We start from the raw sequence: 22,780 nt of genomic DNA on the forward strand, positions 1-22,780 counted from the left end.
CCCCCCCCCCCCCCCCCCCCCCCCCCCCCCCCGCCGCTGACGCGGCGGCCCCTCCACCACGCCGCTGGCGCGGCGCGGTCCCCCTCCCCGTTCCGGGGAGGATCCGAACCTTACAGCGTCTTCACCGTCGTCAGCCCGGTATCTTCCACCTGCGCCAGCGGATTGCGCAGCGGCAGGGTGAAGGGCGCGGCCTCGATCTCGAAGGTATCGCCCACTTCCGTCTTCACCCCGTCGCTGAACGACAGCGTCGCGGTACCGAAGAAGTGGACGTGCACGTCGCCCGGCTGGCGGAACAGCCCGTATTTGAAGTGGTGATGCTCGAGATTGCCGAGCGTGTGCGACATGTTCGCCTCGCCCGACAGGAACGGCTTTTCCCAGATCGTCTCGCCGCCGCGCACGATCCGGCTGGTGCCGCGCACGTCCGCAGGCGCCTCGCCGACCAGCAGTTCCGGCCCGAGCGACGCCTGACGGAGCTTGGAATGGGCCAGCCACAGATAATTGTGCCGCTCGGTCACATGGTCGCTGAATTCGTTGGCAAGGCACAGGCCGATCCGCCACGGCGTGCCGTCCAGGCCGATCAGATAGATGCCGGCAAGTTCCGGCTCCTCGCCGCCGTCCTGCGCGAAGCCGGGCATTTCCAGCGCGTCGCCGGGGCCGACCAGATGGTGCCCATTGCCCTTGTAGAACCATTCGGGCTGCTGGCCGATCGCGCCTGCGCCCGGCTTGCCGCCCTCGACGCCTTCGAGGAACATCCGCATGGAATCGGTCTTGTGCTCGGCCGCCGCCGCATCGCGGTGCATCTTGTCGCGCCCCTCGGCCGAGCCGAGATGGGTGAGGCCGGTGCCGGTCAGTACCAGATGCGCGCCGTCCGGATGATCGATCGGTGCCAGCAATTGCCCCGCCGCCAGCGCCTCGGCCGGATCCACCGAGCCCTCGCGGCCCGCCGCCGCCACCGTCTCGGCAAGCGACCGGCCCGCCTCGATCGCCTGCAGCGCCAGGCTGCGCACGTCGGTCGCGCCGCGCACGAAGCCCGCGCCACTGTCGTCGGCGGCGATCACCCGCCGCACGCCATCGCTTCCCAGATACTGCATCAACCGCAACGTCATCGACATGCTCCTCATCCTCGGTTTAGTCCGACATATTCGGGTCCGCCCGGAATGGCAATCGTACATCGTTTGCGGGATGCGCCTGCTTCGCGCTACACATGAAAATATGCAGGAGAGCGAGCGGATGGCATTGGACGAACAGGCGGACGGCGTGGACGAAGCAGGCGTGCAGCCGATCACCCGCACGCCCAAGGGATCCGGTCGCCGTCTGCGCGGAGCAATCGCCCATTATCTCGGCACCCAGATCGTCTCCGGCGCGATCGCGCCCGGCGAGAAGCTGACCGGCGAAGTGGCGAATGCCGAGGCGCTCGACGTCTCTCGCAGCGCGTACCGCGAGGCGGTGCAGGTGCTCACCGCCAAGGGGCTGGTGGAAAGCCGCCCCAAGGCCGGCACGCGCGTGCTGCCGCGCAGCCGCTGGAACATGCTCGATCCGCAGGTGCTCGCCTGGGCCTTCTCCGGCGAGCCGGACACCGAGTTCGTCCGCGACCTGTTCGAGCTGCGCGCGGTGGTCGAGCCCGCCGCGGCCCGCCTGGCCGCCGAGCGCCGCGACCGCGACGATGTGAAGACGATGCGCGACGCGCTCACCAAGATGCGCCGCCACACGCTCGCGACCGACGCCGGCCGCGCCGCCGACCGCGACTTCCACGACGCGCTGCTGGAGGCGACGCACAACAATGCGCTGATCGCGCTCAGCGCCAGCATCGGTGCGGCGGTGAGCTGGACGACCAAGTACAAGCAGCGCGCCCGCGCCCTGCCGCGCGATCCCGTGCCCGATCACATCAAGGTGTTCGACGCGATCGCGGCGGGCGATGCGGATGCGGCGGCGGCGGCGATGCGCACGCTGGTCGATCTTGCGCTGGAGGATACGCGCCTGTCGATGTAGCGGTGCGAAGGCCCCTCCCCCCGAAGGGAAGGTGGCAGGCCGAAGGCCCGACGGAGGGGTATCCCCCGGCATGAAAAAAGGGGCGCCCCACCGCCACCGACGGGGACACCCCTCAACCATCGCCTTTAGCGACGGTTCCCCTCCCCCGTCCGGGGGAGGATTTCCCGGATCAGTCTTCCAGCGCGTTGGTGGGCTTGCTGCCCCACAGCGCGTAGAACAGGATGTACAGCTCGCAGATCGCGGTCAGCAGGAACGAGTTCTGCAGGCCGTACTGGTCCGCCAGCCAGCCCTGCACCGCCACCAGCGCACCGCCGGCGATCGCCATGATCAGCAGGCCGGAGCCTTCCTCGGTCAGCGGGCCCAGGCCCTTGATGCCGAGGGTGAAGATGGTCGGGAACATGATCGAGTGGAACAGGCCGACGAGGATCAGCGACCACATCGCCACTTCGCCGTGCGTGAACACGGCGACCATCATCACGACGAACGCGCCGATCGAGAAGGCCGCGAGCACGATGCCCGCATCCACCTTCTGCATGATCGCCGAACCGATGAACCGGCCGACCATCATGCCGCCCCACAACAGGGTGAGATAGCGGCCTGCTTCCTCGGTCGTCATGTTGCCGATCTCGGGGCGGCTGACGAAGTTGACGAACAGGTTGCCGACGCCGATTTCCGCGATCAGATAGATGAAGATCGCGCCGATGCCGAACACCAGGTTGCGGTGGTTCCACAGGCTGTGGTGCTTGCGCTCTTCCTTGGCGACGCGGCTGGTCGCCGAACCCATCGCGGGCAGCGGGAAGCGCGCGATGACGATCGCAAGCACCAGCAGCACGGCGGCAACCAGCACGTACGGCAGGATCACCGCATGGGCATCGGCCAGGCGCTCGGCCTGGGTCAGCGTGGCACCTGCTTCCGCCGTGCCGCCCTTGGAGCGGCCGAGGATCAAATAGGCCCCGAACAGCGGCGCAAGCATCGTGCCGGCCGAGTTCATCGCCTGCACCAGGTTGAGGCGCGACGAGGCGGTTTCGGACGGGCCGATCACCGCAACATAGGGGTTGGCCGCGACCTGCAGCAGCGTGATGCCGCTGGCGATGACGAACAGCATGAACAGCGTGACGCCGTAGGACGGCAGGCTCGCCGCCAGCGTCATGCCCAGCGCACCCGCCGCCATGATCAGCAGGCCGACGACCAGCGACTTCTGGTAGCCGATCCGCTCGATCAGCTTGGCCGAGGGGATGGAGGCAAAGAAATAGGCGATGAACCAGACGCTCTCGATCAGCGCCGCCTGGAAATAGCTGAGCTCGAACACGCTGCGCAGATGCGGCAGCAGCGTACCGTTGATCACGGTGATGAAGCCCCACATGAAGAACAGCGTCGCCAGCAGGGCCAGCGCACGTCCGTAGTTCGTGGGGGAAGAGGCTTGCCCGGCCCCCGCCGGAGCAGCCTTTGACGTAGGCATGACCGCCATACTGGTAAGATCCTCTCGATTTTTGCCACGAACCACGCGGCGGGGTTGCTCTTCGCTTTCTAGTCGGAGTATTCAACCCGACGTCCAGCGTCAACGGCCGCGTCGCCGCTCGCAGCAGCGATAGCCCAACGGGAGAGGTTTTGCATGAATTATCTTATCAAGGGCGCCCTGCTCGCCAGCGCGATGATTCCGCTGTCGGCGCAGGCCGGCGAGGCGACCCGCGCGGCCTTCGGCACCACGGCGGACGGCAAGCAGGTGGAAGCGATCACGCTCACCAACGGCCATGGCATGCGCGCCACGATCATCACCTATGGCGCCATTCTCCAGTCGCTGGCGGTGCCCGATCGCTCGGGCAAATCCGAGGACGTGACGCTCGGCTACAACGACATGCAGGGCTATCTGGTCGCCCCCAACTATTTCGGCGCAACCGTCGGCCGCTATGCGAACCGCATCAGGAACGGCACCTTTGCGATCGACGGCAAGACCTACACGCTCGCCAAGAACAACGGCCCGAACGCGCTGCACGGCGGCCTGAAGGGCTTCGACAAGCGCCTGTGGACGGTCGAGAAGGTGTCGGGCGGCGATACCGCCAGCGTTACCTTGCGCTATGTCGCGGCGGACGGCGAGGAAGGCTATCCGGGCCAGCTCACCGTCACCGCCACCTATGCGCTGAACGAGAAGAACGAGCTGTCGGTCGAATACACCGCGACCACCACCAAGCCGACGATCGTCAACATCACCAACCACAGCTTCTTCAACCTCGCCGGCGAAGCCTCGCAGCGCTCGATCTACGACCATGTCGTGACGATCCCCGCCGATGCGACGACCCCGGTCGACAAGACGCTGATCCCCACCGGCCAGCTCCGCCCGGTCGAAGGCACCCCGTTCGATTTCCGGAAAGCCACCGCGATCGGCACCCGCATCCGCGACGGCCGCGATCCGCAGATCGTGTTCGGCCAGGGCTATGACGAGAATTTCGTGATCGCCAAGACCGTGTCGGCCCAGCCGGTGCTCCATGCCCGCGTCGAGGACCCGTCGAGCGGCCGGGTGATGGAGATCCTCTCCAACCAGCCGGGCGTGCAGTTCTACACGGGCAATTTCCTCGACGGCACCGCGATCGGCAAGTCGAGCCACGCCTATCGCCAGGGCGATGCGCTGGCGCTCGAACCGCAGGTCTTCCCCGATACGCCCAACCAGCCGGCGCTCGGCTCGGCGCGGCTTAACCCGGGCCAGACCTATCGCAACGTGATCGTCTACCGCTTCTCGACGACCAACTGACCCTTTCCTCCCGCAAGGCTTTCCCGATGACCGACTCTGCTCCAAAACTGCGCAGCCGCGCCTGGTTCGACAATCCCGATAATGTCGACATGACCGCCCTCTATCTGGAGCGGTACCTCAATTACGGGCTGAGCCTCGAGGAGCTGCGCTCGGGCAAGCCGATCATCGGAATCGCCCAGACGGGCTCGGACCTGAGCCCGTGCAACCGCCACCACCTCGTGCTTGCCGAGCGGATCCGCGAAGGCATTCGCGAGGCGGGCGGCATCGCGATCGAGTTTCCGGTCCATCCGATCCAGGAAACCGGCAAGCGGCCCACCGCCGCGCTCGATCGCAACCTTGCCTATCTGGGTCTGGTTGAGCTGATCTACGGCTATCCGCTCGACGGCGTGGTGCTCACCACCGGCTGCGACAAGACCACGCCGGCCTGCCTGATGGCAGCCGCAACGGTGAACATCCCGGCGATCGCCCTCTCGGTCGGCCCGATGCTCAACGGCTGGCATCGCGGCGAGCGCACCGGCTCGGGCACCATCGTGTGGAAGGCGCGCCAGCTGCTGGCGGCGGGCGAGATCGATGACGAGGGCTTTATCCGCCTGGTCAGCTCCTCGGCCCCGTCGACCGGCTATTGCAACACCATGGGCACGGCGACGACGATGAACAGCCTCGCCGAGGCGCTGGGCATGATGCTGCCGGGCTCGGCGGCGATCCCCGCCCCCTATCGCGACCGGCAGGAAGCAGCGTACCGCACCGGCAAGCGCATCGTCGACATGGTCCGCGAGGATCTCAAGCCCTCCGACATCATGACGCGCGAGGCGTTCCTCAACGCGATCGTGGTCAATTCGGCGATCGGCGGATCGACCAACGCGCCGATCCATCTCGCCGCCATCGCCCGCCATGTCGGCGCCGAGCTGTCGCTCGACGACTGGCAGACCCACGGCCACAAGGTGCCGCTGCTCGTCAACCTGCAGCCGGCCGGCGAATATCTTGGCGAGGATTATTACCGCGCGGGCGGCGTGCCGGCCGTGGTCGCCCAGCTGATGGAACAGGGCCTGATCCACGAGAATGCGATCACCGCCAACGGCAAGACCATCGGCGAGAATTGCCGGGATGCGCAGATCGAGGACGAGAAGGTCATCCACCGCTATGCCGAGCCGCTGGTCGAGGAGGCCGGCTTCGTCGTGCTGCGCGGCAATCTGTTCGACGCGGCGATCATGAAGACGAGCGTGATCGGCCCCGAATTCCGCGACCGCTATCTCTCCAACCCGAACGATCCCGATGCGTTCGAAGGCCCGGTGGTCGTGTTCGACGGCCCCGAGGACTATCACCACCGCATCGACGATCCGGCGGTGGGGATCACGCCGGACACGCTGCTGGTGATGCGCGGCGCCGGCCCGATCGGCTATCCGGGCGCGGCGGAAGTGGTGAACATGCGCCCGCCGGCCTATCTGATCCGCGAAGGCGTGCATGCGCTGCCGTGCATCGGTGACGGCCGCCAGTCGGGCACCTCGGCCTCGCCCTCGATCCTCAACGCCTCGCCCGAGGCGGCGGCGATGGGCGGGCTGGCGCTGCTCAAGACCGGCGACCGGGTGCGGATCGATCTGCGCAAGGGCACCGCCGACGTGCTGATCCCCGACGACGAACTCGCCGAGCGCCGCCGTGTGCTGGCCGAGGCGGGCGGCTATCCCTATCCGGAATCGCAGACGCCCTGGCAGAAGATCCAGCGTGCGATGGTCGGCCAGATGAACACCGGCGCGATCCTGGAGGGCGCCGAACAGTTCCAGCGCATCGCCCAGACCCACGGCATCCCGCGCGACAATCACTGAACCAAGCCATATCCTCCCCCGTCCCGGGGGAGGATAGGATAGGGGCGGCCTCATGTTCACCCACCGCCTCGCCCGCCCCGATGACCTGGATGCCCTGCGCGCCGTGATGGGCCGGGCGATCGCGCGGCTCCAGCACGGCTTCCTCACGCCCGAACAGGTCGCGGCAAGCCACCGGGTGATGGGCCTCGACACCCAGCTGATCGCCGACCGGACCTATTTCCTCGTGGAAGACGCCGACGGCACCATCGCCGGCTGCGGCGGCTGGTCGTTCCGGGCGACGCTGTACGGGGGCGATGCGAGCATCGTCGCCCGCGAACCCCAGCGGCTCGACCCCGCGCAGGACGCGGCCAAGATCCGGGCGATGTATACCAACCCCGATTTCACCCGCCGCGGCATCGGCCGGCGGGTGCTGGGCCTTTGCGAGGAGGCCGCGCGGGCAGCCGGCTTCAGCCGCGCCGAGATGATGGCGACCATGGCCGGGGTGCCGCTGTACGAGGCGTGCGGATACCGCCCGGTCGAACCCGTCCTGTCCGCACCGATCGGCGGCGTGCGCGTGCCGCTGGTGCGGATGGAAAAGCATTTCTCTTAGCCGCCCCCTTTACCGAAAACCCCTTAGGGGGATCGAAACGTTATAGTAACAACCCCATTGCTAGTCGTACGCTCGCGGTTCGAAGAAATGAACTCAACCGCCAAACATCAAACAATAAATTGCCCTGGATAGCCGCTTGCCATGTCTTGGTACGCGCCAGTACAGTTACGCCAATATAATAAATGTCCTGAAAAAGCAGAAACTTTTCGTTTCATTCGAGCATCATCAAAGAAACCCTGTCCTATACTGAAACTCTGTTGCCCTTTCGGCAACACAGTATCAACGAACAGGGTTGTCTCGATGAGAAAGAACTATCTGGCGGGTGCGGCTTTGTCCGCGCTGCTGTTCGCTACACCGGCACTGGCGCAGAGCACGCCCGGGGATCAGGCCGAACTGATCAAGCTGCTGAAGGCACAGGCGGAAGAAATCGCCGCGCTGCGCGCGCGCCTCGACCGGATCGAGGGAACGCAGGCCGCAGCACCGGTCGCGCGCGCAGCCACGGCCGCCACGGCCGCCGCCGCGCCGGTCCAGCAGGCCGCGCAGGTGCGCCGCGCCGACGTCGCCAATGACGAGACGATCTCCGGCAGCTTCGCACCGCAGCTTGCCGCCGCCGATCTGGCCGACCAGACCGTCGCCCAGGCCCGCGCGCTGCAGAACGTGTCGAACGTCACCACCGAATGGCGCGGCGGCCTGCCGATCTTCCGTTCGGCCGACGGCAAGTTCCTGTTCAAGATGCGCGGCCGTATCATCAACCACGTCAACTCGACCTTCGGTTCGAACTATGACGCCCGCAACATCACCACCACCGGCGCCCGCGCGCTGCGTATCGGTATCGAGGGCGCGGTGGGCCCGCACTTCTTCTACCAGTTCGAAAACGACTTCGCCGACAACACGTCGGACGTCGGCACGATGTTCGTCGGCTGGCGCAACGACGTGGGCAAGGTTTCCTACGACGTCCGCTTCGGCAACATGTTCAACGACCGCACCTTCGAGGGTTCGGGCGGGTCGGACGCGCCGCCGTTCCTGGAACGCAACGTCGTTGCCACCTCGATCATCCCGCAGCGCGGCTTCTACGGCATCGCGCTGATGTCCCGTCTGTTCTGGAAGACCGGCCACACATCGTTCACGATCAGCGGCGACACCGTCGATGCCAGCCAGGCGGTCAACGACAGCCGTACGATCATGGCACGCGCGCACTGGAACCCACTCAAGAGCGACCGGTCGCTGGTCCATCTCGGCCTGTGGGGCTTTGACGAGGCGCTGTCGTCGCGCGGACCGGGCACGCTTACCCGCAACACGGTGATCGGCGGCCGCTTCAACGGCAACCTGCGCGTGCAGACCGGCACCCTCGTCGGCGGTACCGGTACGACCGGCTATGGCGCCGAAGTGGGCGGTTATGTCGGCTCGCTGTGGGTGATGGGCGAAGCAGGCCAGCGCGTGGCACACCTCAATGCCGGCCGTCCGGACTTCGAGAGCAAGGCCTGGAGCCTCTCCACCGGCTTCTTCGTCACCGGCGACCTGCCGCCGTACAACCCGCGACTCGGCACCTTCGCCCAGCCCCGCGTGCTGCGCCCGGTGTTCAACGGTGGACCGGGCGCGATCGAGATCCTCGCCCGCTACGAGAATCTCGAATATTCGGGCATCCCGACCGCGACCAAGGGCGAAGCCGCAACGATCGGCACCAACTGGTATCTGGACAGCATCATGCGCCTCCAGCTGAACCTGATCCACTGGAAGACCAACAACCGCGCCGGATCGTTCACCGGCAAGGACAGCGGCCAGACGATCAGCGCCGGCTTCGGTATCACCTTCTGATCCCAAGACACGACCGACCGGCTGCCGCGCTTTCTGGGGCGGCAGCCGGCTCGGCGTTCTTGCACACCGCTCCCCTCGCGCCTAGAATGGCGCCGTCCCTGGGAATTCTCGACATGGTCCATCGTCACCGCTGAGGCGGCAATCCGAACCTGGCGCGGCCCGCCGCCGTGCCCCCCCCCGGACCCTGATTTCGAGAACTTTATGCAACGCCTGACCAACAAGATCTGCGTCGTCACCGGCGCAGCCCGCGGCATCGGCCGCGCCATCGCCGAGCGCTTCCATGCGGAGGGCGCACAGGTCTTCCTGACCGATATCGACGAAACCGCCGGCTCCGCCGCCGCAGCGGACCTCGGCTGCCGCTTCGTGCCGCTGGACGTGGCGCAGGAGGCCGACTGGGCTCGCCTCGCCGCGCTGGTCCCCACCGCCGACGTGGTGGTCAACAATGCCGGGATCACCGGGTTCGAGCACGGCATGGTGGCGCACGATCCCGAACATGCCGCGCTGGAGGACTGGCGCGCCGTCCACCGCGTCAACCTGGACGGCACCTTTCTCGGCTGCCGCTATGCGATCGGGGCGATGAAGGCGACGGGCACGGGCGCCATCCTCAACCTCTCCTCGCGGTCGGGCATGGTCGGCATTCCCGGCGCGGCGGCCTATGCCGCCTCCAAGGCGGCGATCCGCAACCATAGCAAGACGGTGGCGCTCTACTGCGCGCAGCAGGGGTGGAAGATCCGCTGCAACAGCATCCATCCCACTGCCATCCTCACCCCGATGTGGGAGCCGATGCTGGGCAATGGTCCGGACCGGGAGGTGCGGATGGCGGCACTGGTCGCCGATACCCCGCTCCGGCGCTTCGGGCTTGCGGAGGAAGTCGCCGCCGTCGCCGCAATGCTCGCCTCGGACGAGGCCGCCTATATCACCGGCGCCGAGTTCCAGATCGATGGCGGGCTGCTCGCCGGATCGGCAGCCGCGCCGGGCTGAGGCTTGCCATGCCCCGCCCGATCGGCGATCCCGAGGGGCACGCCGCGCCCGCGGCCGGGAGAGATGTACCGATGACGACGCCTTTTTCGCTGGTCGACGTGTTCCATGACGGCCCGTTCACCGGCAACCCGCTGGCGGTGGTGCAGGGCGGCGGCGATCTCGATACGGCGACGATGCAGGCGATTACCCGCTGGTTCAACCTGAGCGAGACGGTGTTCCTGCTGCCGCCGAGCGTTCCGGGTGCCGACTATCATGCCCGCATCTTCACGCTCGACCGCGAGCTGCCGTTTGCCGGCCATCCCACGCTGGGCGCCTGCCACGCCTGGCTGGCCGCGGGCGGCGTCCCGGCTGGCGAGCAGATCGTCCAGCAATGCGGCGCCGGCTTGGTACCGATCCGCGGCGACGACGATCGCCTCGCCTTCGCCGCGCCGCCGCTGCTGCGCGGCGGGCCGGTGGATGCCGAGACGCGCGCGACGCTCGCACGGGCGCTGCGCATCGATGCCGCCGCCATCGTCGAGGCTGCCTGGGCGGATAACGGCCCCGGCTGGATCGCGGTACTGCTCGACTCGGCCGAGGCGGGGCTGGCGGTAGAGCCGGTGCGGCACTGGGACGGGCGGCTCGAGATCGGCCTGATCGGCGCGCACCCTGCCGGCGCCGAGGTCGCCTGGGAGATCCGCACGCTGTTCACCGATGCGTTCGGCGGGATCATCGAGGACCCGGTAACGGGCAGCTTCAACGCCTCGGCGGCACAGTGGCTGCACGCCACCGGCCGCGCCACCGCCGGCTATGTCGCCGCCCAGGGCACCCGCCTCGATCGCCGCGGCCGCATCTTCGTGGATTATGATGCCGGCGGCCAGGCGTGGATTGGTGGCCGCAGCATAACCGTCGCCGAGGGCAGCCTCCCCGGCCTCAGCGCCCTCGCCTGACCAGCCGCGCAACCAGCGTGGTCGCGGTCACCTGGCCCGTGACGCTGGCGGTGGTGATAAACATGTCGGGCACCGCAGACACTGCGATGTAGAGCGGAATCATCGCCAGCGGCGCGCCGAGGATCTGCATGCCGGGCGCGTCGCAGGCATAAAGGATTGCCGCGCCGGGCAGCCCCGGCGTCGCAATTCCCGCGATCACCGCGGACAGGCCGGCCAGCACCCATTGCACCGGCGAGGCCTGCACCCCCGCCGCATGGGCTGCTAGGAACACCTCGATCACGGTCACCCCGGTGGTCGCCAGCCGGAAGGTGGAGATGGCGAGCGGCAGCGTTGTCCCCGCCACCTCCTGCGGCAGCTGGAGGCCGTTCAGCGCTACCTCCATCGAGACCGGCGCGGTCGCCATCGACGAGCAGGTTCCCGCCGCCGTCGCCTGCGCGGGCACGATGCCCCGGGCGAAACGGCCGAGCGGCATCGCCCGCAGGCCCCAGACCAGCAGATAGCACATGGCGATCGCCGCGAGGCAGAACAGGATCTCTGCCGCCACGTCGCGCGCGAGCACGCCGGCGACGCTGGCCCCAGCCGCCTTGCCCGCCCCCATCGCCAGCACGAAGATGCCGATCGGCGCGGCGAGCAGGATCCAGTCGACGATCCGCGTCATTGCGCGAGCGAGTTCCTCGATCACGCCGGCAAGGCCGGTGCCGCCCGTTCGCGCGATCGCCACGCCGAGCAGCACCGCAAACACCACCAGCGGCAGCATCTGCCCGCCGGCCGCCGCCGCGATGGGGTTTTCGGGCAGGATGGCGAGGATCTGCTCGGCCGCGCCCGGCACGTGCGGCACGGCGGGCGGTCCGGCGGCGAGCAGCCCGGCAAGCGGGTCGGGGCCGAGCGGGAACAACCACAGCACGGTCTCCAGCGATGCCCAGGCGAGCAGCGCAGCCAGCACCAGCATCGGCAGGAACACCGCGAAGCTGGTCGCCAGCAGCCGTCCGCCCTGGCCGTGACGCACCGCGTTGACCACCCCGGTCACCACCAATGCGAAGACCAGCGGTACCAGCGTCATGGTAAGGGCGCGGATCCACAAGGCACCGATCGGCGCCACCAGGTCGATCCAGGGGACGAGAAACGCACCCGCCGGCCAGCGCGCGGTGAAGCCCAGCCCCACGCCAGCCAGCAACGCGCCCAGTACCAGCGCCGTCTTCCCCATCATCCCTGCCCTTCGCTTCGTTTCGCGCGGCATGGCCCGGATGACGGATTTGTTCCAGCCCCGGCCTGCGTCGCCTCAGGCCAAGCGGCGCTTGGGCCGCGTCACCATGTCGGCCAGCGCCGAGGCGCCGCCGACCACCACATGGGCGGCCAGCATCAGTGTCGCGACGAACAGCACCGCGCCGGCCAGGCCCGCCGAATCGCCGAGAAGCGCGACGATCAGCGGCGCGAGCAGCGCCTCGCGGGCCGGAATGAACGGCAGGCGCGACAGCATCATCCGCAACGTGCCCACCAGGAACAGCGCCGCCGTCGGCACCGAGGGGAGCAGCAGCTTCCACAGCAGCGCGGTCAGCACCAAGCTCAGCAGGATACGCGCGGTGTGGATCACCATCGTCATCACCAGCTGGCGCGGCGGCAAGGCGAACACCACGCGGCGGAAGAAGAAGATGGCGAGCGACGACAGCACGATCGTACCGGTCGAGATCAGCAGGGTGTTGAACAGCGCGCCCTTGGCGAGGCCGTGGACGAGCGGCGCGTGCAGCACCAGCATCGCCAGCGTCACCAGGTTGCCGGCCAGCGCCGAGGTGACCGCCACGTCGCGCAGCGTCTCGAACGGGCGACCGTCTGGGCCCAGCGTGCGCCGCGCCCAGACGTAGAGCTGCGCATCGCCCGAATAGCCGAGCACCACTTCGTTCGCCGCCTGTTTGCGCAGCAAGGCCGGGAAGGCGGCGATGCCGATGCCCCAGATGCGGCGCAAGATCAGCCAGTCCATGAACGGCGCCAGCGCATAGGTGGCGACGAAGCAGAGCCAGAACAGCGGACTGGTCGGTGCCTGGGTGAGAACGCTGAAATCGAGCCCGTCGAGCTGCCAGAACACCGCCACCAGGATCGCCGCGGAAAAGGCCAGACCGACGGCCGCCAGCAACCGTTCACGCGTCGAGGGCGAAAGCGAACCATAGGCGGAACGTACCGCCCGTACGGGAGAAATCATGCATGCGCCTCTTGATCCAGCCGCACGGGCTGGCCGGTGGTGCGCGCCGCCGCCGCTTCGACGAACAGCGCGAGATAGTCCTGAGCGGAGCGCTCGATAGTGAACCGCCGCAGCGAGGCAAGCAGTGCCGTCCGCTCGGGCGCCACAAGCGGCGCCGCACGGATCGCCGCGGCCAGCTGCGCTTCGTCCTGCGGTACGATGGTGCCGAACCGCCCCTGGCCCAATAGGCTGCGCAGGCCGGCGCCGCAATCGGTGGAGACGACGGCGAGCCCGGCGGCCAGCGCCTCGATCACCACCGCAGGCACACCCTCGTAACGGGACGACATCAGCAGCACGTCATAGGCGCCGAGCAGCGACGGCGCATCGGCGACATGGCCCGCGAACCGTACCCGATCGGCGACGCCGAGCGCCGCCGCCTGCGCTTCCAGCGCCGCGCGTTCGGGACCGTCGCCGAAGAGGGTAAGCGTCTCGCCCGGCTGCACCGCCTTGGCGAAGGCCCGCAGCATCAGGCCGAAATGCTTCTGGTAGACCATCCGGCCGATCGCGACGAAGCGGCGCGGTCCCTCTGCGCGGGGTCCGCGCACCGGTACCAGCTGGGTCGCGCAGATCGCGGGATCGTGCACCACCCGGCCACGCGCGGCCATCACCGGCGGGAGTTCGGGCGTCATCGACTCGTCCATCACCACCCAGTTGCGTGCACACCGCGCCTGAATGCGCAACCAGCTGCGCCAGAAGAAGCGACCGAGCGGGTTGAGGTCGCGCCGGGCGAGGTCGTTGCTGATCTTGACGACGATGGGCGGGCATTTACGGCCCAGCAGCAACGTCATCGCGACGGCGACGACGGTATAGGTGGATCCCGCGACGAACAGGACGTCCGGGCGCAGCCGGCGAACGACCGCGGGCAGCGTGAGGATCATCCACAGCGTCTCCCAGCCGGCCTGGCTGCGACGCGGCTGGCGCGGCACCACATAGTCGATGTCGGCGAACTCCGCGCGCATCGCGCCGTCTTCGCGCCCGAGGAACAGCGGTGCATCCACGCCCATTGCCCGCCAGTGCCGCACCAGCCGCAAGGCGACTCGCTCCACACCTCCGGGATGGAAGCTGTGAAGGAAGGTCAGAACGCGGACGCGCCCGCTGCTAGATTGTGGCGACATTGCCCGATCCCCTGTCTTCGTTGCGACGTCGTATCGTCATCATGAAGGCTTTTCTTGCCGCCGCAAAGTAAGGTGCATTCCGCACCTGACAGGACCTTATGCCCACTTGCTCATGACTTCACGATAGAATTGCACATCCGTAAGACGACGCCGACCGGCCACACCCACACCGCCTGGAGAAAATTTTTCGGGAAAGCTGCGCGGCCGACTTCGAAAGGGCACTCGAATCGACCGTCTGCCCTGCTCCACCGCCCGCCGATCGCGTCGACGCATGCGCGCCCCGCAGCCACGGCAAGGCAACAAAAAACCCCGCCAAGCCGGTAGCCTAGCGGGGTCTTTGATGGTGGGCGCGGCAAGGATTGAACTTGCGACCCCTGCGATGTCAACACAGTGCTCTACCACTGAGCTACGCGCCCGAAACTCGGGAAGCGCGCCTCTAGCGGGGGTCCGCCCCCCGCGCAAGCGCTAATTTCAATTCTGGCTCACATTCTCCGATTCGAACATGCGATCCACCTCCAGCACCAGGTCGCGCAGGTGGAACGGCTTGGACAGCACGCGCGCCTGCGGCACCTGCTTGCCCGCCCGCAGCGTCACCGCCGCAAAGCCGGTGATGAACATCACCCGCATGTCCGGCGCGATCTCGGCCGCGCGCTGGGCGAGTTCGATCCCGTCCATTTCCGGCATCACGATGTCGGTGAGCAGCAGGTCGAATCGTTCGGTCTCGAGCAGCGGCACCGCCGCCGTCCCCCGGTCCACGGCGCTGACCGCATAGCCCGAGCGCTCGAGCGCGCGCGTGAGATATTCGCGCATCACGCGGTCGTCCTCGGCCAGCAGAATCCGGATCATCTTCACCCCATCGGTACCAACCGCCCGCTCCTTATGCGCGAAGCCCTTAAGATTTTCCAGCAGCCCGGCGTGATCGCGTTGCCCGCGGGCACGGCAGCGCCTAGTTTCCGCAGGTGACTCGCGCTCCCAGCTTCGACCGATACGGGCCGGTGCCGCCGGAAACCCCGGTCGTGCTGTCCGCCCCCCATGGCGGGCGGGACTATCCGGCGGCGCTGATCGAGGCACTGCGCGTGCCCGCGGCGGCCTTGCGGGCGCTGGAGGATCGCCACGTCGATTCGCTGGCGCTGCAGGCCCGGCGCGAGGAGACGCTGTTCGTCGCCACCCGCGCCCGCGCCTGGATCGACCTCAACCGCGCCGAGCATGACCGCGATCCCCAGATCGACGACGGCGCGCATCTGCTCGGCCGGCCGCTCTCCACCAAAGTGCGCAGCGGCCTGGGGCTGGTACCGCGCCGGGTGGGTACGCTCGGCCAGCTTTGGCACGGGCGGTTCTCCGCCGACGACATCGCCGCTCGCATCCAGGCGGATCACCGCCCCTATCATCTGGCGCTCGGCGAGGCGCTGGCTGCGGCCCGCGCGCGATTCGGCGTGGCGGTGCTGCTCGACATTCACTCGATGCCGCCGCTGGGGGCGCCGGACAGCGCGCCCCGGCTGGTGGTCGGCGACCGGTTCGGCCGCTCCGCTGCCGCCCGATTCGGCGCGCGGGTGGAGGCGGTCGCGCGGCGCCACGGCGTCGCCACCGCGGCAAACGCCCCCTATGCCGGCGGCCATATTCTGGAACGGCACGGCGAGCCGCGTCGCGGCGTACATGCGCTGCAACTGGAGTTCGACCGGTCGCTCTATCTCGATTCCGCGCTCGACGCGCCGGGGGCGGGCGAGCCGGCGATCGTCGCACTGCTCCGCGCGATCATCGACGCCGCAGCCGACGAGGCGCTGCCGAACGCCCTGGCTGCCGAGTGAACCGCACATAAAAAACCACCTCGTGGGATACCCACGAGGTGGCCAAGGTTCAGGGAGGAGACACGCCCGGAGGCGCGTCGCACGGCATCGCGAAAGGGGGGACACGAGCCGTACCTTAGAAATATAGACACGCGGCGACCGAGTTCAAGGCAACTCATCGCACATAATCTTCGATTGAACGGTGGCGCGGTTTTCAGCCTGCAAAAGGTGCGGCGGGGGACCGGCGGCCCGGGTAGGAGGCAAGCCCCTCCCCCGGGGAGGAGGGGCTTGCAAGAAGGGGGCGAGGTGCGCGCCCGGCTCCCGTTCAGCCGACGAGCTGGACTTCGGGCTGCCAGCCCGCGCGCATCTGGCGGGCGAACAGCTCGCGCATCTGCGCCAGCGAGAAGAGGTGGGCGTAGATCAGCGGGAGCATGCCGTTCTGGACGATCTTGCGCAGCTGGTCGCCGCGCATTTCGTTCAGCTTGTTCTCGTCGACCATCATGAAGCCCCGATAGATGAAGGGCTGCGCCGCGCCGTCCGGCTGGATCGAGACTTCGCCGTCGATCAGCAGGCCCAGTTCCTTCAGCTCGCGCATGAACTGGCTGGTGCGCGCGCCGGCCGTCTCGAACTGCTCGTTGAACTGCAGGATGTTCTTGGTGACTTCGCTCGGCTCGGTGCCGTCGAACAGCTTCTCGCCTTCCTCGAAGTTGCCGACCACGTCCGAGGTCGGATCGAAGCACAGCGACAGCTCGTCGCTGTCCGGACGCAGACGCGCGAGCAGGAACGGATAGCGGCGGATATAGGCCGGCACGTAGAAGTTCGGATCGACCAGCTTGCCCTCGGCGTCGAAGAAGGTGTTCACGCCTTCGTTCAGGCCCATCAGCGCCAGCGGCACGGGATCGTCACCGACCGAAAACACGATCGGCATGAAGCGCTGCACCAGCGGGAATTCCTCGACGGTGACCGGCACGGCGTGCTGGCTGGCGAGGAACGGCGCACGATCGGTCGAACGCGTGCGGAAATCGGCATGGACCTGGCTCGAAAGCGGCTCGAGCTGGTTGTAGAACAAGGGAAGCGACTGCTGCGGCGCGCTGGCCATGAGGATCTCCTGAGAACTTTTTTCGTCGAAATGCGTTTCAACCGCTGCGCGGTCTATGTGCTGGCGGGTGCCGGCGCAAGCGCGACCAGCTTTCCCGGATTGAGAATCAGCTTGGGATCCAAGGCACTCTTGATCGCCCGCAACGCGGCGATGCGGGCCGGCGGGGACAGGCGGGCGAGTTCGTCGCGCTTCATCTGACCGATGCCGTGCTCCGCCGAAATCGAGCCGCCGGCCGCCACCACCATGTCGTGCACCAGCCGGGTGATTTGCGGCCCCTCCTCCGCATACCAGCGATCGCGGTCCGCCCCCTTGGGCGCACGCACATGAAAATGGACGTTGCCGTCGCCGAGATGGCCATAGGCGATCGCGTGCGTGCCGGGAAAACGCGCCTCGGCCTCCGCGCCGCCTTCCACCATGAAGCGCGGCATGTCCTCCACCGGCACGGAGATGTCGTGCTGCACGGCAGGGCCCGCGGCGCGCTCGGCCTCGGAGATGGAATGGCGGATGCGCCAGAAGCTCTCCGCCTGCGCCTCGCTCGCGGCGATCACCGCATCCTCGGCCAGCCCGGCCTCGAAAGCACCCGCCAGCATCCGCTCCAGCACCGCCGCCGGGGCCTCGGCGCCTGCATCGCTCGTCACCGCCTCGATCAGCACGTGCCAGCGATGGCTGCCGGCCAGCGGCACGCGCGTGCCGGGCACATGCTCCAGCACGAGCGCCACGGTATCGTCGGGCATGATCTCGAAACTTTCGATCATGTCGGTCGCGGCCTGGAGGCGACGCAGCAGGGTGAGCGCCTTGGCCGGGCTCTCCAGCCCCACCCAGGCGACCGCCCGCGCCGCCGCCGCCGGCACCAGCCGCAGCGTCGCGGCGGTGACGATGCCCAGCGTGCCCTCGGCGCCGATCAGCAGCTGGTTGAGGTCGTAGCCGCGATTGTCCTTCTTGAGCGCCGACAGGCCGTCGTGCACCGAACCGTCGGGCAGCACCGCCTCGACGCCGGCGACCAGCGCGCGCATCGTGCCGAAGCGCAGCACCTGCACGCCGCCCGCGTTGGTGGAAACCAGCCCGCCGATCGTGGCACTTCCCCGCGCGCCGAGGTCCAGCGGGAAGCGGCGCCCTGCAGCCTCGGCCGCGTCGCGGAAGGTGGCGAGGATCACGCCCGCCTCGGCCACCGCCAGGTTCGCCTCGGCATCCATCCGGCGGATCGTGTTCATCCGCCGGGTGGAGAGCAGCAGTGCCGATCCGTCGACCGGCGGCACCGCCCCGCCGACCATGCCGGTATTTCCGCCCTGCGGCACCAGCGGCTGACCGAGATCGTTGGCCAGCGCCACCAGCGCGCTGACTTCCTCAGTCGAGGCGGGCGAGAGGATGGCGGGCGCGGCGCCGTGATAGCGGCGGCGCCAGTCGGTGAGCCAGGGTTCGATGTCCTGCGGATCGGTGGTGACGGCCTTGGGACCGAAGCGCTCGGCGGCGAAGGCAGTGATGCGGTGCTGCGCGGGAGTCATGATGCTTGCGCGATAGCATGGGCTGCGGCAGTTCATCCACCGTTCAAGCCGATGTTCCTACCGTCTCGTCCCAATATGCCGAATCTTCCGATCGCCGCTGCCGGCCTGATGCTGATGCTCGCCGTTTCCGCGGCGAGCCCGGCCGTGTCCGCCGATCCGGCCATGCAGCAGCATATGACGATCCATGTGCCGCGCATGACGATCACCAGCACCACGGTAATCGTTCGTCGCGAGGCGCCGGCCGCGCTGGTCGAGCGAAAGGCCAAAAGCTGCGTCGACATGGATCGGATCCAGGGCTTCACCGTCAACGCCGGCGACAGCGTCGACCTGATCCTGGAGGACGGGTCGCTGCTGCGTGCCAAGCTGGGATCGGAATGCCCGGCACTCGGCTTCTATTCGGGCGCCTATCTGAAACCCACCAAGGACAGTCGATTCTGCGCCGGTCGGGATGCGCTCCATTCGCGATCGGGACGAATCTGTCCCGTTCAGGCCTTCAAGAACCTCGTTCGCGCACGCTGAAGCTTGACTTTTGCGGTTGAATCCGCAAGCGCGATGCCTTCTGCTGCGGCGTAGTGAACGCCCTATTTCCGGACACATGCATGAGCTTTGCCGATCTCGGCCTTTCTGACGAACTCCTCCGCGCGGTGACCGACGCCGGCTATACTGAGCCGACTCCGATCCAGCGTCAGGCGATCCCGTCGGTGCTGATGGGCAAGGACCTGATCGGCATCGCCCAGACGGGCACCGGCAAGACCGCAGCCTTCGTGCTCCCGATGATCGATGTGCTCGGCGAAGGGCGCACCCGCGCGCTGATGCCGCGCTCGCTGATCCTGGAGCCGACGCGCGAACTGGCGGCACAGGTCGCGGAGAATTTCGAGAAATACGGCCTCAATCACAAGCTCTCCATGGCGCTGCTGATCGGCGGCGTGCAGATGGGCGACCAGGTCAAGGCGCTGGAAAAGGGCGTCGACGTACTCATCGCCACGCCGGGCCGGCTGATGGACCTTTATGGCCGCGGCAAGATCCTGCTGACCGGCTGCAGCCTGCTGGTGATCGACGAAGCGGACCGGATGCTCGACATGGGGTTCATTCCCGATATCGAGGAAATCTGCACCAAGCTGCCGAAGAACCGCCAGACGCTGCTGTTCTCGGCGACGATGCCGCCGCCGATCAAGAAGCTGGCGGACAAGTTCCTTACCGATCCCAAGACGATCGAAGTGGCGCGCCCCGCCACCACCAACGTCAACATCACCCAGCGCATCGTGCAGGTGCCCGCCACCGCGCATGTGAAGCGCGACGTGCTGCGCCGCCTGCTGCAGCAGGACGAGGTGTCGACCGCGATCATCTTCTGCAATCGCAAGACGACCGTGCGCGACCTGAACAAGAGCCTGAAGAAGCACGGCTTCCGCTCGGCCGAGATTCACGGCGACATGGACCAGTCCGCCCGCATCGCCGAGCTCGACCGGTTCAAGAATGGCGACGTCAACATCCTCGTCGCCTCCGACGTTGCTGCGCGCGGGCTCGACGTGAAGGGCGTGAGCCACGTCTTCAACTTCGATGCCCCCTGGCACCCGGACGATTATGTCCACCGCATCGGCCGCACCGGCCGCGGGGGTGCTACCGGCACCGCCTACACGCTGGTGACGCCGGAGGACGCCGAGAACATCGCCGAGATCGAGAAGCTGACCGGCCACAAGATCGAGCGCGTGCCGAGCCCGGTCGCGATCGATGGCGCGGACGAGGCGCCGGCGCCGAAGCGCGCCCGCGGCGGCAAGCGTGACGCCAAGAAGGCCGAGCCGCGTCGCGAGGAAGCCGTCGCCGAGGCGCCCGCGAAGCCCAAGTCCCGCCGTGCAGCCGCGCCGGTCCGCGAGGAAGGCCCGGCGCCCGCCCCGCGCGAGGAGCAGCGCAGCCGTCCGCCGCGCGAGGAACGTCCGGTTCGCGACGACCGCCGCCGCCGGCGCGACCAGGATGACGGCCCGGACGAGGGCTGGAACGGCCCGATCCCGGACTTCCTGAACTACACCATCGAAGCCTGAGCGGCGCGGACGCGGCCCGGCCGCACCGCCCGTTCAGGGGGCGCCCGTCACGATGCGGGCGATATGCTCGGGCGGGTCGGGCGTCGTGCCGTTCCGCCGCACGCGCCGCAATCGGGCGCGCCCGCTGAAACTTCGCGCGGCACCCGGAGCCCCCGGCTTTCGCTGGGGTGACGACGAACGGAGGGCGCGACGGCATCGCCAATCGACGCCGCCGCCGGTCAGAACTTCGCGCGGGCCCGAATGCCGATCGTGCGTGGCGCGATCGGGACGATATAGGTTCGCTGCCCGCACGAGCCGCACTGCTGGAAACGCGACAGCTGCCCGCGCTCGTCCGCGATATTGGTGACGAACAGCTCGATGTTGAAGCGCTGGAACTCCATGCCGGCTGCCAGCCCGACGGTGGTGAACGCCTCCAGCCGCCCGAGCTGCTGCGCGGGGCTGACGATCGCGCCCGTGCCGGTCTGGAAGATCGCGGTGCGGATGTCCGATGCCGCCGAACTCTGATGGGCTAACGTCGCCTGGCCATAGGCCTTGGCCGCACCCACCGGCACCGTGTAGCGGGCGGTGCCGCTCAGCTTCACCTGCGGGGTTATCGGCAGACGCGTGCCCTTCGGCGCCGAGACGATGTTGCCCGTGGCGGTGCAGGCATAGGTCGGATCGTCGAACAGGCAGAGATTCTTGGTCGTCTTGGCGTCGGTATAGCTGCCCGCCGCGGTGAGCGAGAGGCCGCCGCTGGTGAACGCCGCATCCGCTTCAACGCCGCGGATCCGGGCGTTCCGGCCGTTGTGGATCTCGGTGAAGCTGTTCGCGCCGAGGAAGGCGAACTGGAACTTGTCCCAATCCTGCTGATAGATCGCCGCGTTCAGCCGCAGCGCGCCGCCCATCAGCGTGGTCTTGGCTGATGGATGTCGTTCGACTGGCGCTGGTAGAACAGCCCGGCGACAACCCGCAGTCGCTCGCTGGACGGCGACGCGACGCGCAGTTCCTGGCTGGTCTTCTTGAAATGATCGCTGGCGACGATCTGCTGACGCGGATCGATGGAGTTGCCGGCATTGTCCGAGAAGTAGAAATAGCCGGCGAGCCCGCCGACCGAGGAATAGAGCGAGTCATACGCCTCGGCATAATCGGTATAGTCGCTCGACTGTGCCGCGCGCCGATCGAGATAGTCCCCTGCATAGGTCAGGTCCCAGTTGCCGAGCCGCCCCTCGATCGTCAGCGCCGCCTGGATGAACCGGTCCCGGCGATATTCCGGGAAGAAGTGCTGTACCTGCAGGTCGCCGACACGGGCGTCATAGCCATAGGCACCGTGGCTGCGCGTCTCCTGGTAGATCACATTGGGGGTGACGGTCCAGTTGTCGTCCAGGTCCACCTTCAGCGCGGCCCGCCCGCCCCACAGGTCCGTATCGTTATGGTCCTTCTTCACGAAGGCCTTGTTGTCGACGACCACCCCGCCCTTGTTGACCGTGTTCACCTCGCCGTCGACGCGACCATAGGTGCCCTTGTGGTCGGGCTGGTTGGTGATGATGCGGATCGTGCCGGCTTCCGACGAGGCGCCGTAGAGCGTGCCCTGCGGTCCCGACAGACTTTCGATGCGCGCGATGTCGTAGACATGCACATCGAGATTGCCGCCGATCGTGGTGACCGGCTGCTCGTCCAGATACACGCCGACCGACGGCAGCGAGCCCGAATGGTTGCCGTCACCGCCCGAGGCGACACCGCGCATGTAGATCACGTTGGTGCCCGGCGTGCCGCCCAGTGCCTGGAACGACACCGAAGGCAGCTGCTGGACATAATCAGTGAAGTTGCTGACGTACAGCTGGGTCCAGCTTTTGCGTGCCGAGCGCCTGGATGCTTATGGGAACGTTCTGGAGGCTCTCGCTGCGCTTCTGTGCGGTGACGACGATCTCGTTCGAATCCGCGGGCGGGGCGGCCTCGGTCTCCGGCGCCTGTTGCTGGGCCAGTGCCGGGGCAGCGGCGAGCATGGTGGAAGCGAGCAGCAGCGAACGGACGACGCACCGGTTGAGCGGCATGGCAAACCCCCGTTGTTGCGTTGCAGCGTCTTGCGCCGCGAAGTTCGCGTCAAGCAGCCGGGCAGCCGGGCAGCCGACATGCGAGGATTGTTCACATAGTGTGACAATCGAGCAA

Annotated in this window: 18 protein-coding genes, 1 tRNA gene and 1 pseudogene; 10 read left to right on the plus strand and 10 right to left on the minus strand. The window is 67.8% G+C overall.

Translation table 11 applies throughout. From position 1 onward, the window contains the following. Positions 1–110 precede the first annotated feature (110 nt). A complete protein-coding gene (gene araD1, locus KK7_RS0115725) occupies positions 111–1,106 on the minus strand; it encodes an AraD1 family protein (protein WP_029623342.1) in 996 nt (331 codons plus the stop codon). 124 nt (positions 1,107–1,230) lie between these two features. Here araD1 and KK7_RS0115730 point away from each other — a divergent pair, with 124 nt between their 5' ends. Then, positions 1,231–1,989 carry a FadR/GntR family transcriptional regulator gene (locus tag KK7_RS0115730; RefSeq protein ID WP_010545609.1) on the plus strand — a complete coding sequence of 253 codons (759 nt, stop codon included), beginning with the start codon at positions 1,231–1,233 and terminating at the stop codon, positions 1,987–1,989. A gap of 169 nt (positions 1,990–2,158) precedes the next feature. Here KK7_RS0115730 and KK7_RS0115735 read toward each other — a convergent pair whose 3' ends face one another. Next, positions 2,159–3,448 (minus strand): sugar MFS transporter, encoded by a 1,290-nt coding sequence (locus KK7_RS0115735; RefSeq protein WP_420186422.1) that lies wholly within the window; start codon positions 3,446–3,448, stop codon positions 2,159–2,161. 153 nt (positions 3,449–3,601) lie between these two features. On the opposite strand from KK7_RS0115735, the gene KK7_RS0115740 reads away from it, so the two are divergent. From KK7_RS0115740 to KK7_RS0115765, 6 genes are all read left to right on the plus strand, one after another. After that, positions 3,602–4,735, plus strand: a complete 1,134-nt coding sequence (locus tag KK7_RS0115740) for an aldose epimerase family protein (protein ID WP_010545611.1) — start codon at positions 3,602–3,604, stop codon at positions 4,733–4,735. A 26-nt stretch (positions 4,736–4,761) separates the two neighbouring features. Continuing rightward, positions 4,762–6,555 carry an IlvD/Edd family dehydratase gene (locus KK7_RS0115745; protein WP_010545612.1) on the plus strand — a complete coding sequence of 598 codons (1,794 nt, stop codon included), beginning with the start codon at positions 4,762–4,764 and terminating at the stop codon, positions 6,553–6,555. A gap of 52 nt (positions 6,556–6,607) precedes the next feature. After that, positions 6,608–7,144, plus strand: coding sequence for a GNAT family N-acetyltransferase (locus KK7_RS0115750; RefSeq protein ID WP_010545613.1), 537 nt, complete (start codon positions 6,608–6,610; stop codon positions 7,142–7,144). A gap of 300 nt (positions 7,145–7,444) precedes the next feature. Then, positions 7,445–8,959, plus strand: coding sequence for an OprO/OprP family phosphate-selective porin (locus tag KK7_RS0115755; protein WP_029623344.1), 1,515 nt, complete (start codon positions 7,445–7,447; stop codon positions 8,957–8,959). A gap of 201 nt (positions 8,960–9,160) precedes the next feature. Further along, positions 9,161–9,940 (plus strand): SDR family oxidoreductase, encoded by a 780-nt coding sequence (locus KK7_RS0115760; RefSeq protein WP_010545615.1) that lies wholly within the window; start codon positions 9,161–9,163, stop codon positions 9,938–9,940. Between the two features lie 71 nt (positions 9,941–10,011). Further along, a complete protein-coding gene (locus tag KK7_RS0115765; protein WP_010545616.1) occupies positions 10,012–10,866 on the plus strand; it encodes a PhzF family phenazine biosynthesis protein in 855 nt (284 codons plus the stop codon). Here the strand turns inward: KK7_RS0115765 and KK7_RS0115770 are convergent. From KK7_RS0115770 to cpdR, 5 genes are all read right to left on the minus strand, one after another. Further along, complete coding sequence (locus KK7_RS0115770) at positions 10,850–12,073, minus strand: dicarboxylate/amino acid:cation symporter (protein ID WP_010545617.1); 1,224 nt, start codon at positions 12,071–12,073, stop codon at positions 10,850–10,852. The two genes, KK7_RS0115765 and KK7_RS0115770, sit on opposite strands and share 17 nt — an antisense overlap. 72 nt (positions 12,074–12,145) lie before the next feature. Then, the gene (locus KK7_RS20965) at positions 12,146–13,060 is read right to left on the minus strand and encodes a hypothetical protein (RefSeq protein WP_010545618.1); all 915 of its coding nucleotides are present in this window, start codon (positions 13,058–13,060) and stop codon (positions 12,146–12,148) included. Continuing rightward, positions 13,057–14,214, minus strand: coding sequence for a glycosyltransferase (locus tag KK7_RS0115780; RefSeq protein WP_083836122.1), 1,158 nt, complete (start codon positions 14,212–14,214; stop codon positions 13,057–13,059). The genes KK7_RS20965 and KK7_RS0115780 overlap by 4 nt, the downstream gene beginning before the upstream one ends. Before the next feature lie 341 nt (positions 14,215–14,555). Further along, positions 14,556–14,630: transfer RNA gene (locus KK7_RS0115785), tRNA-Val, on the minus strand. A gap of 55 nt (positions 14,631–14,685) precedes the next feature. Next, positions 14,686–15,060: a cell cycle two-component system response regulator CpdR gene (gene cpdR / locus KK7_RS0115790; protein WP_029623345.1), complete on the minus strand. Its 375-nt coding sequence runs from the start codon at positions 15,058–15,060 to the stop codon at positions 14,686–14,688. Between the two features lie 113 nt (positions 15,061–15,173). On the opposite strand from cpdR, the gene KK7_RS0115795 reads away from it, so the two are divergent. Then, on the plus strand, positions 15,174–16,019 hold the full coding sequence (locus KK7_RS0115795) for an N-formylglutamate amidohydrolase (protein ID WP_029623346.1): 846 nt from the start codon (positions 15,174–15,176) through the stop codon (positions 16,017–16,019). Between the two features lie 304 nt (positions 16,020–16,323). Here the strand turns inward: KK7_RS0115795 and KK7_RS0115800 are convergent, their stop codons facing one another. Both KK7_RS0115800 and KK7_RS0115805 read right to left on the minus strand, forming a co-directional pair. Further along, the gene (locus KK7_RS0115800; RefSeq protein ID WP_010545622.1) at positions 16,324–17,097 is read right to left on the minus strand and encodes a SapC family protein; all 774 of its coding nucleotides are present in this window, start codon (positions 17,095–17,097) and stop codon (positions 16,324–16,326) included. A 53-nt stretch (positions 17,098–17,150) separates the two neighbouring features. Next, positions 17,151–18,599, minus strand: coding sequence for an FAD-binding oxidoreductase (locus tag KK7_RS0115805; RefSeq protein WP_040598889.1), 1,449 nt, complete (start codon positions 18,597–18,599; stop codon positions 17,151–17,153). A 75-nt stretch (positions 18,600–18,674) separates the two neighbouring features. Between KK7_RS0115805 and KK7_RS0115810 the strand changes: the two genes are divergently transcribed. Next, on the plus strand, positions 18,675–19,118 hold the full coding sequence (locus KK7_RS0115810) for a hypothetical protein (protein ID WP_010545624.1): 444 nt from the start codon (positions 18,675–18,677) through the stop codon (positions 19,116–19,118). Between the two features lie 80 nt (positions 19,119–19,198). Next, positions 19,199–20,635, plus strand: a complete 1,437-nt coding sequence (locus KK7_RS0115815) for a DEAD/DEAH box helicase (protein ID WP_010545625.1) — start codon at positions 19,199–19,201, stop codon at positions 20,633–20,635. A 218-nt stretch (positions 20,636–20,853) separates the two neighbouring features. Here the strand turns inward: KK7_RS0115815 and KK7_RS23900 are convergent. Next, positions 20,854–22,665 (minus strand): annotated as a pseudogene (locus tag KK7_RS23900) (TonB-dependent receptor). Positions 22,666–22,780 lie beyond the last annotated feature (115 nt).

It is taken from the genome of Sphingomonas elodea ATCC 31461 (assembly GCF_000226955.1).
GTDB classification, from domain to species: Bacteria; Pseudomonadota; Alphaproteobacteria; order Sphingomonadales; family Sphingomonadaceae; genus Sphingomonas; species Sphingomonas elodea.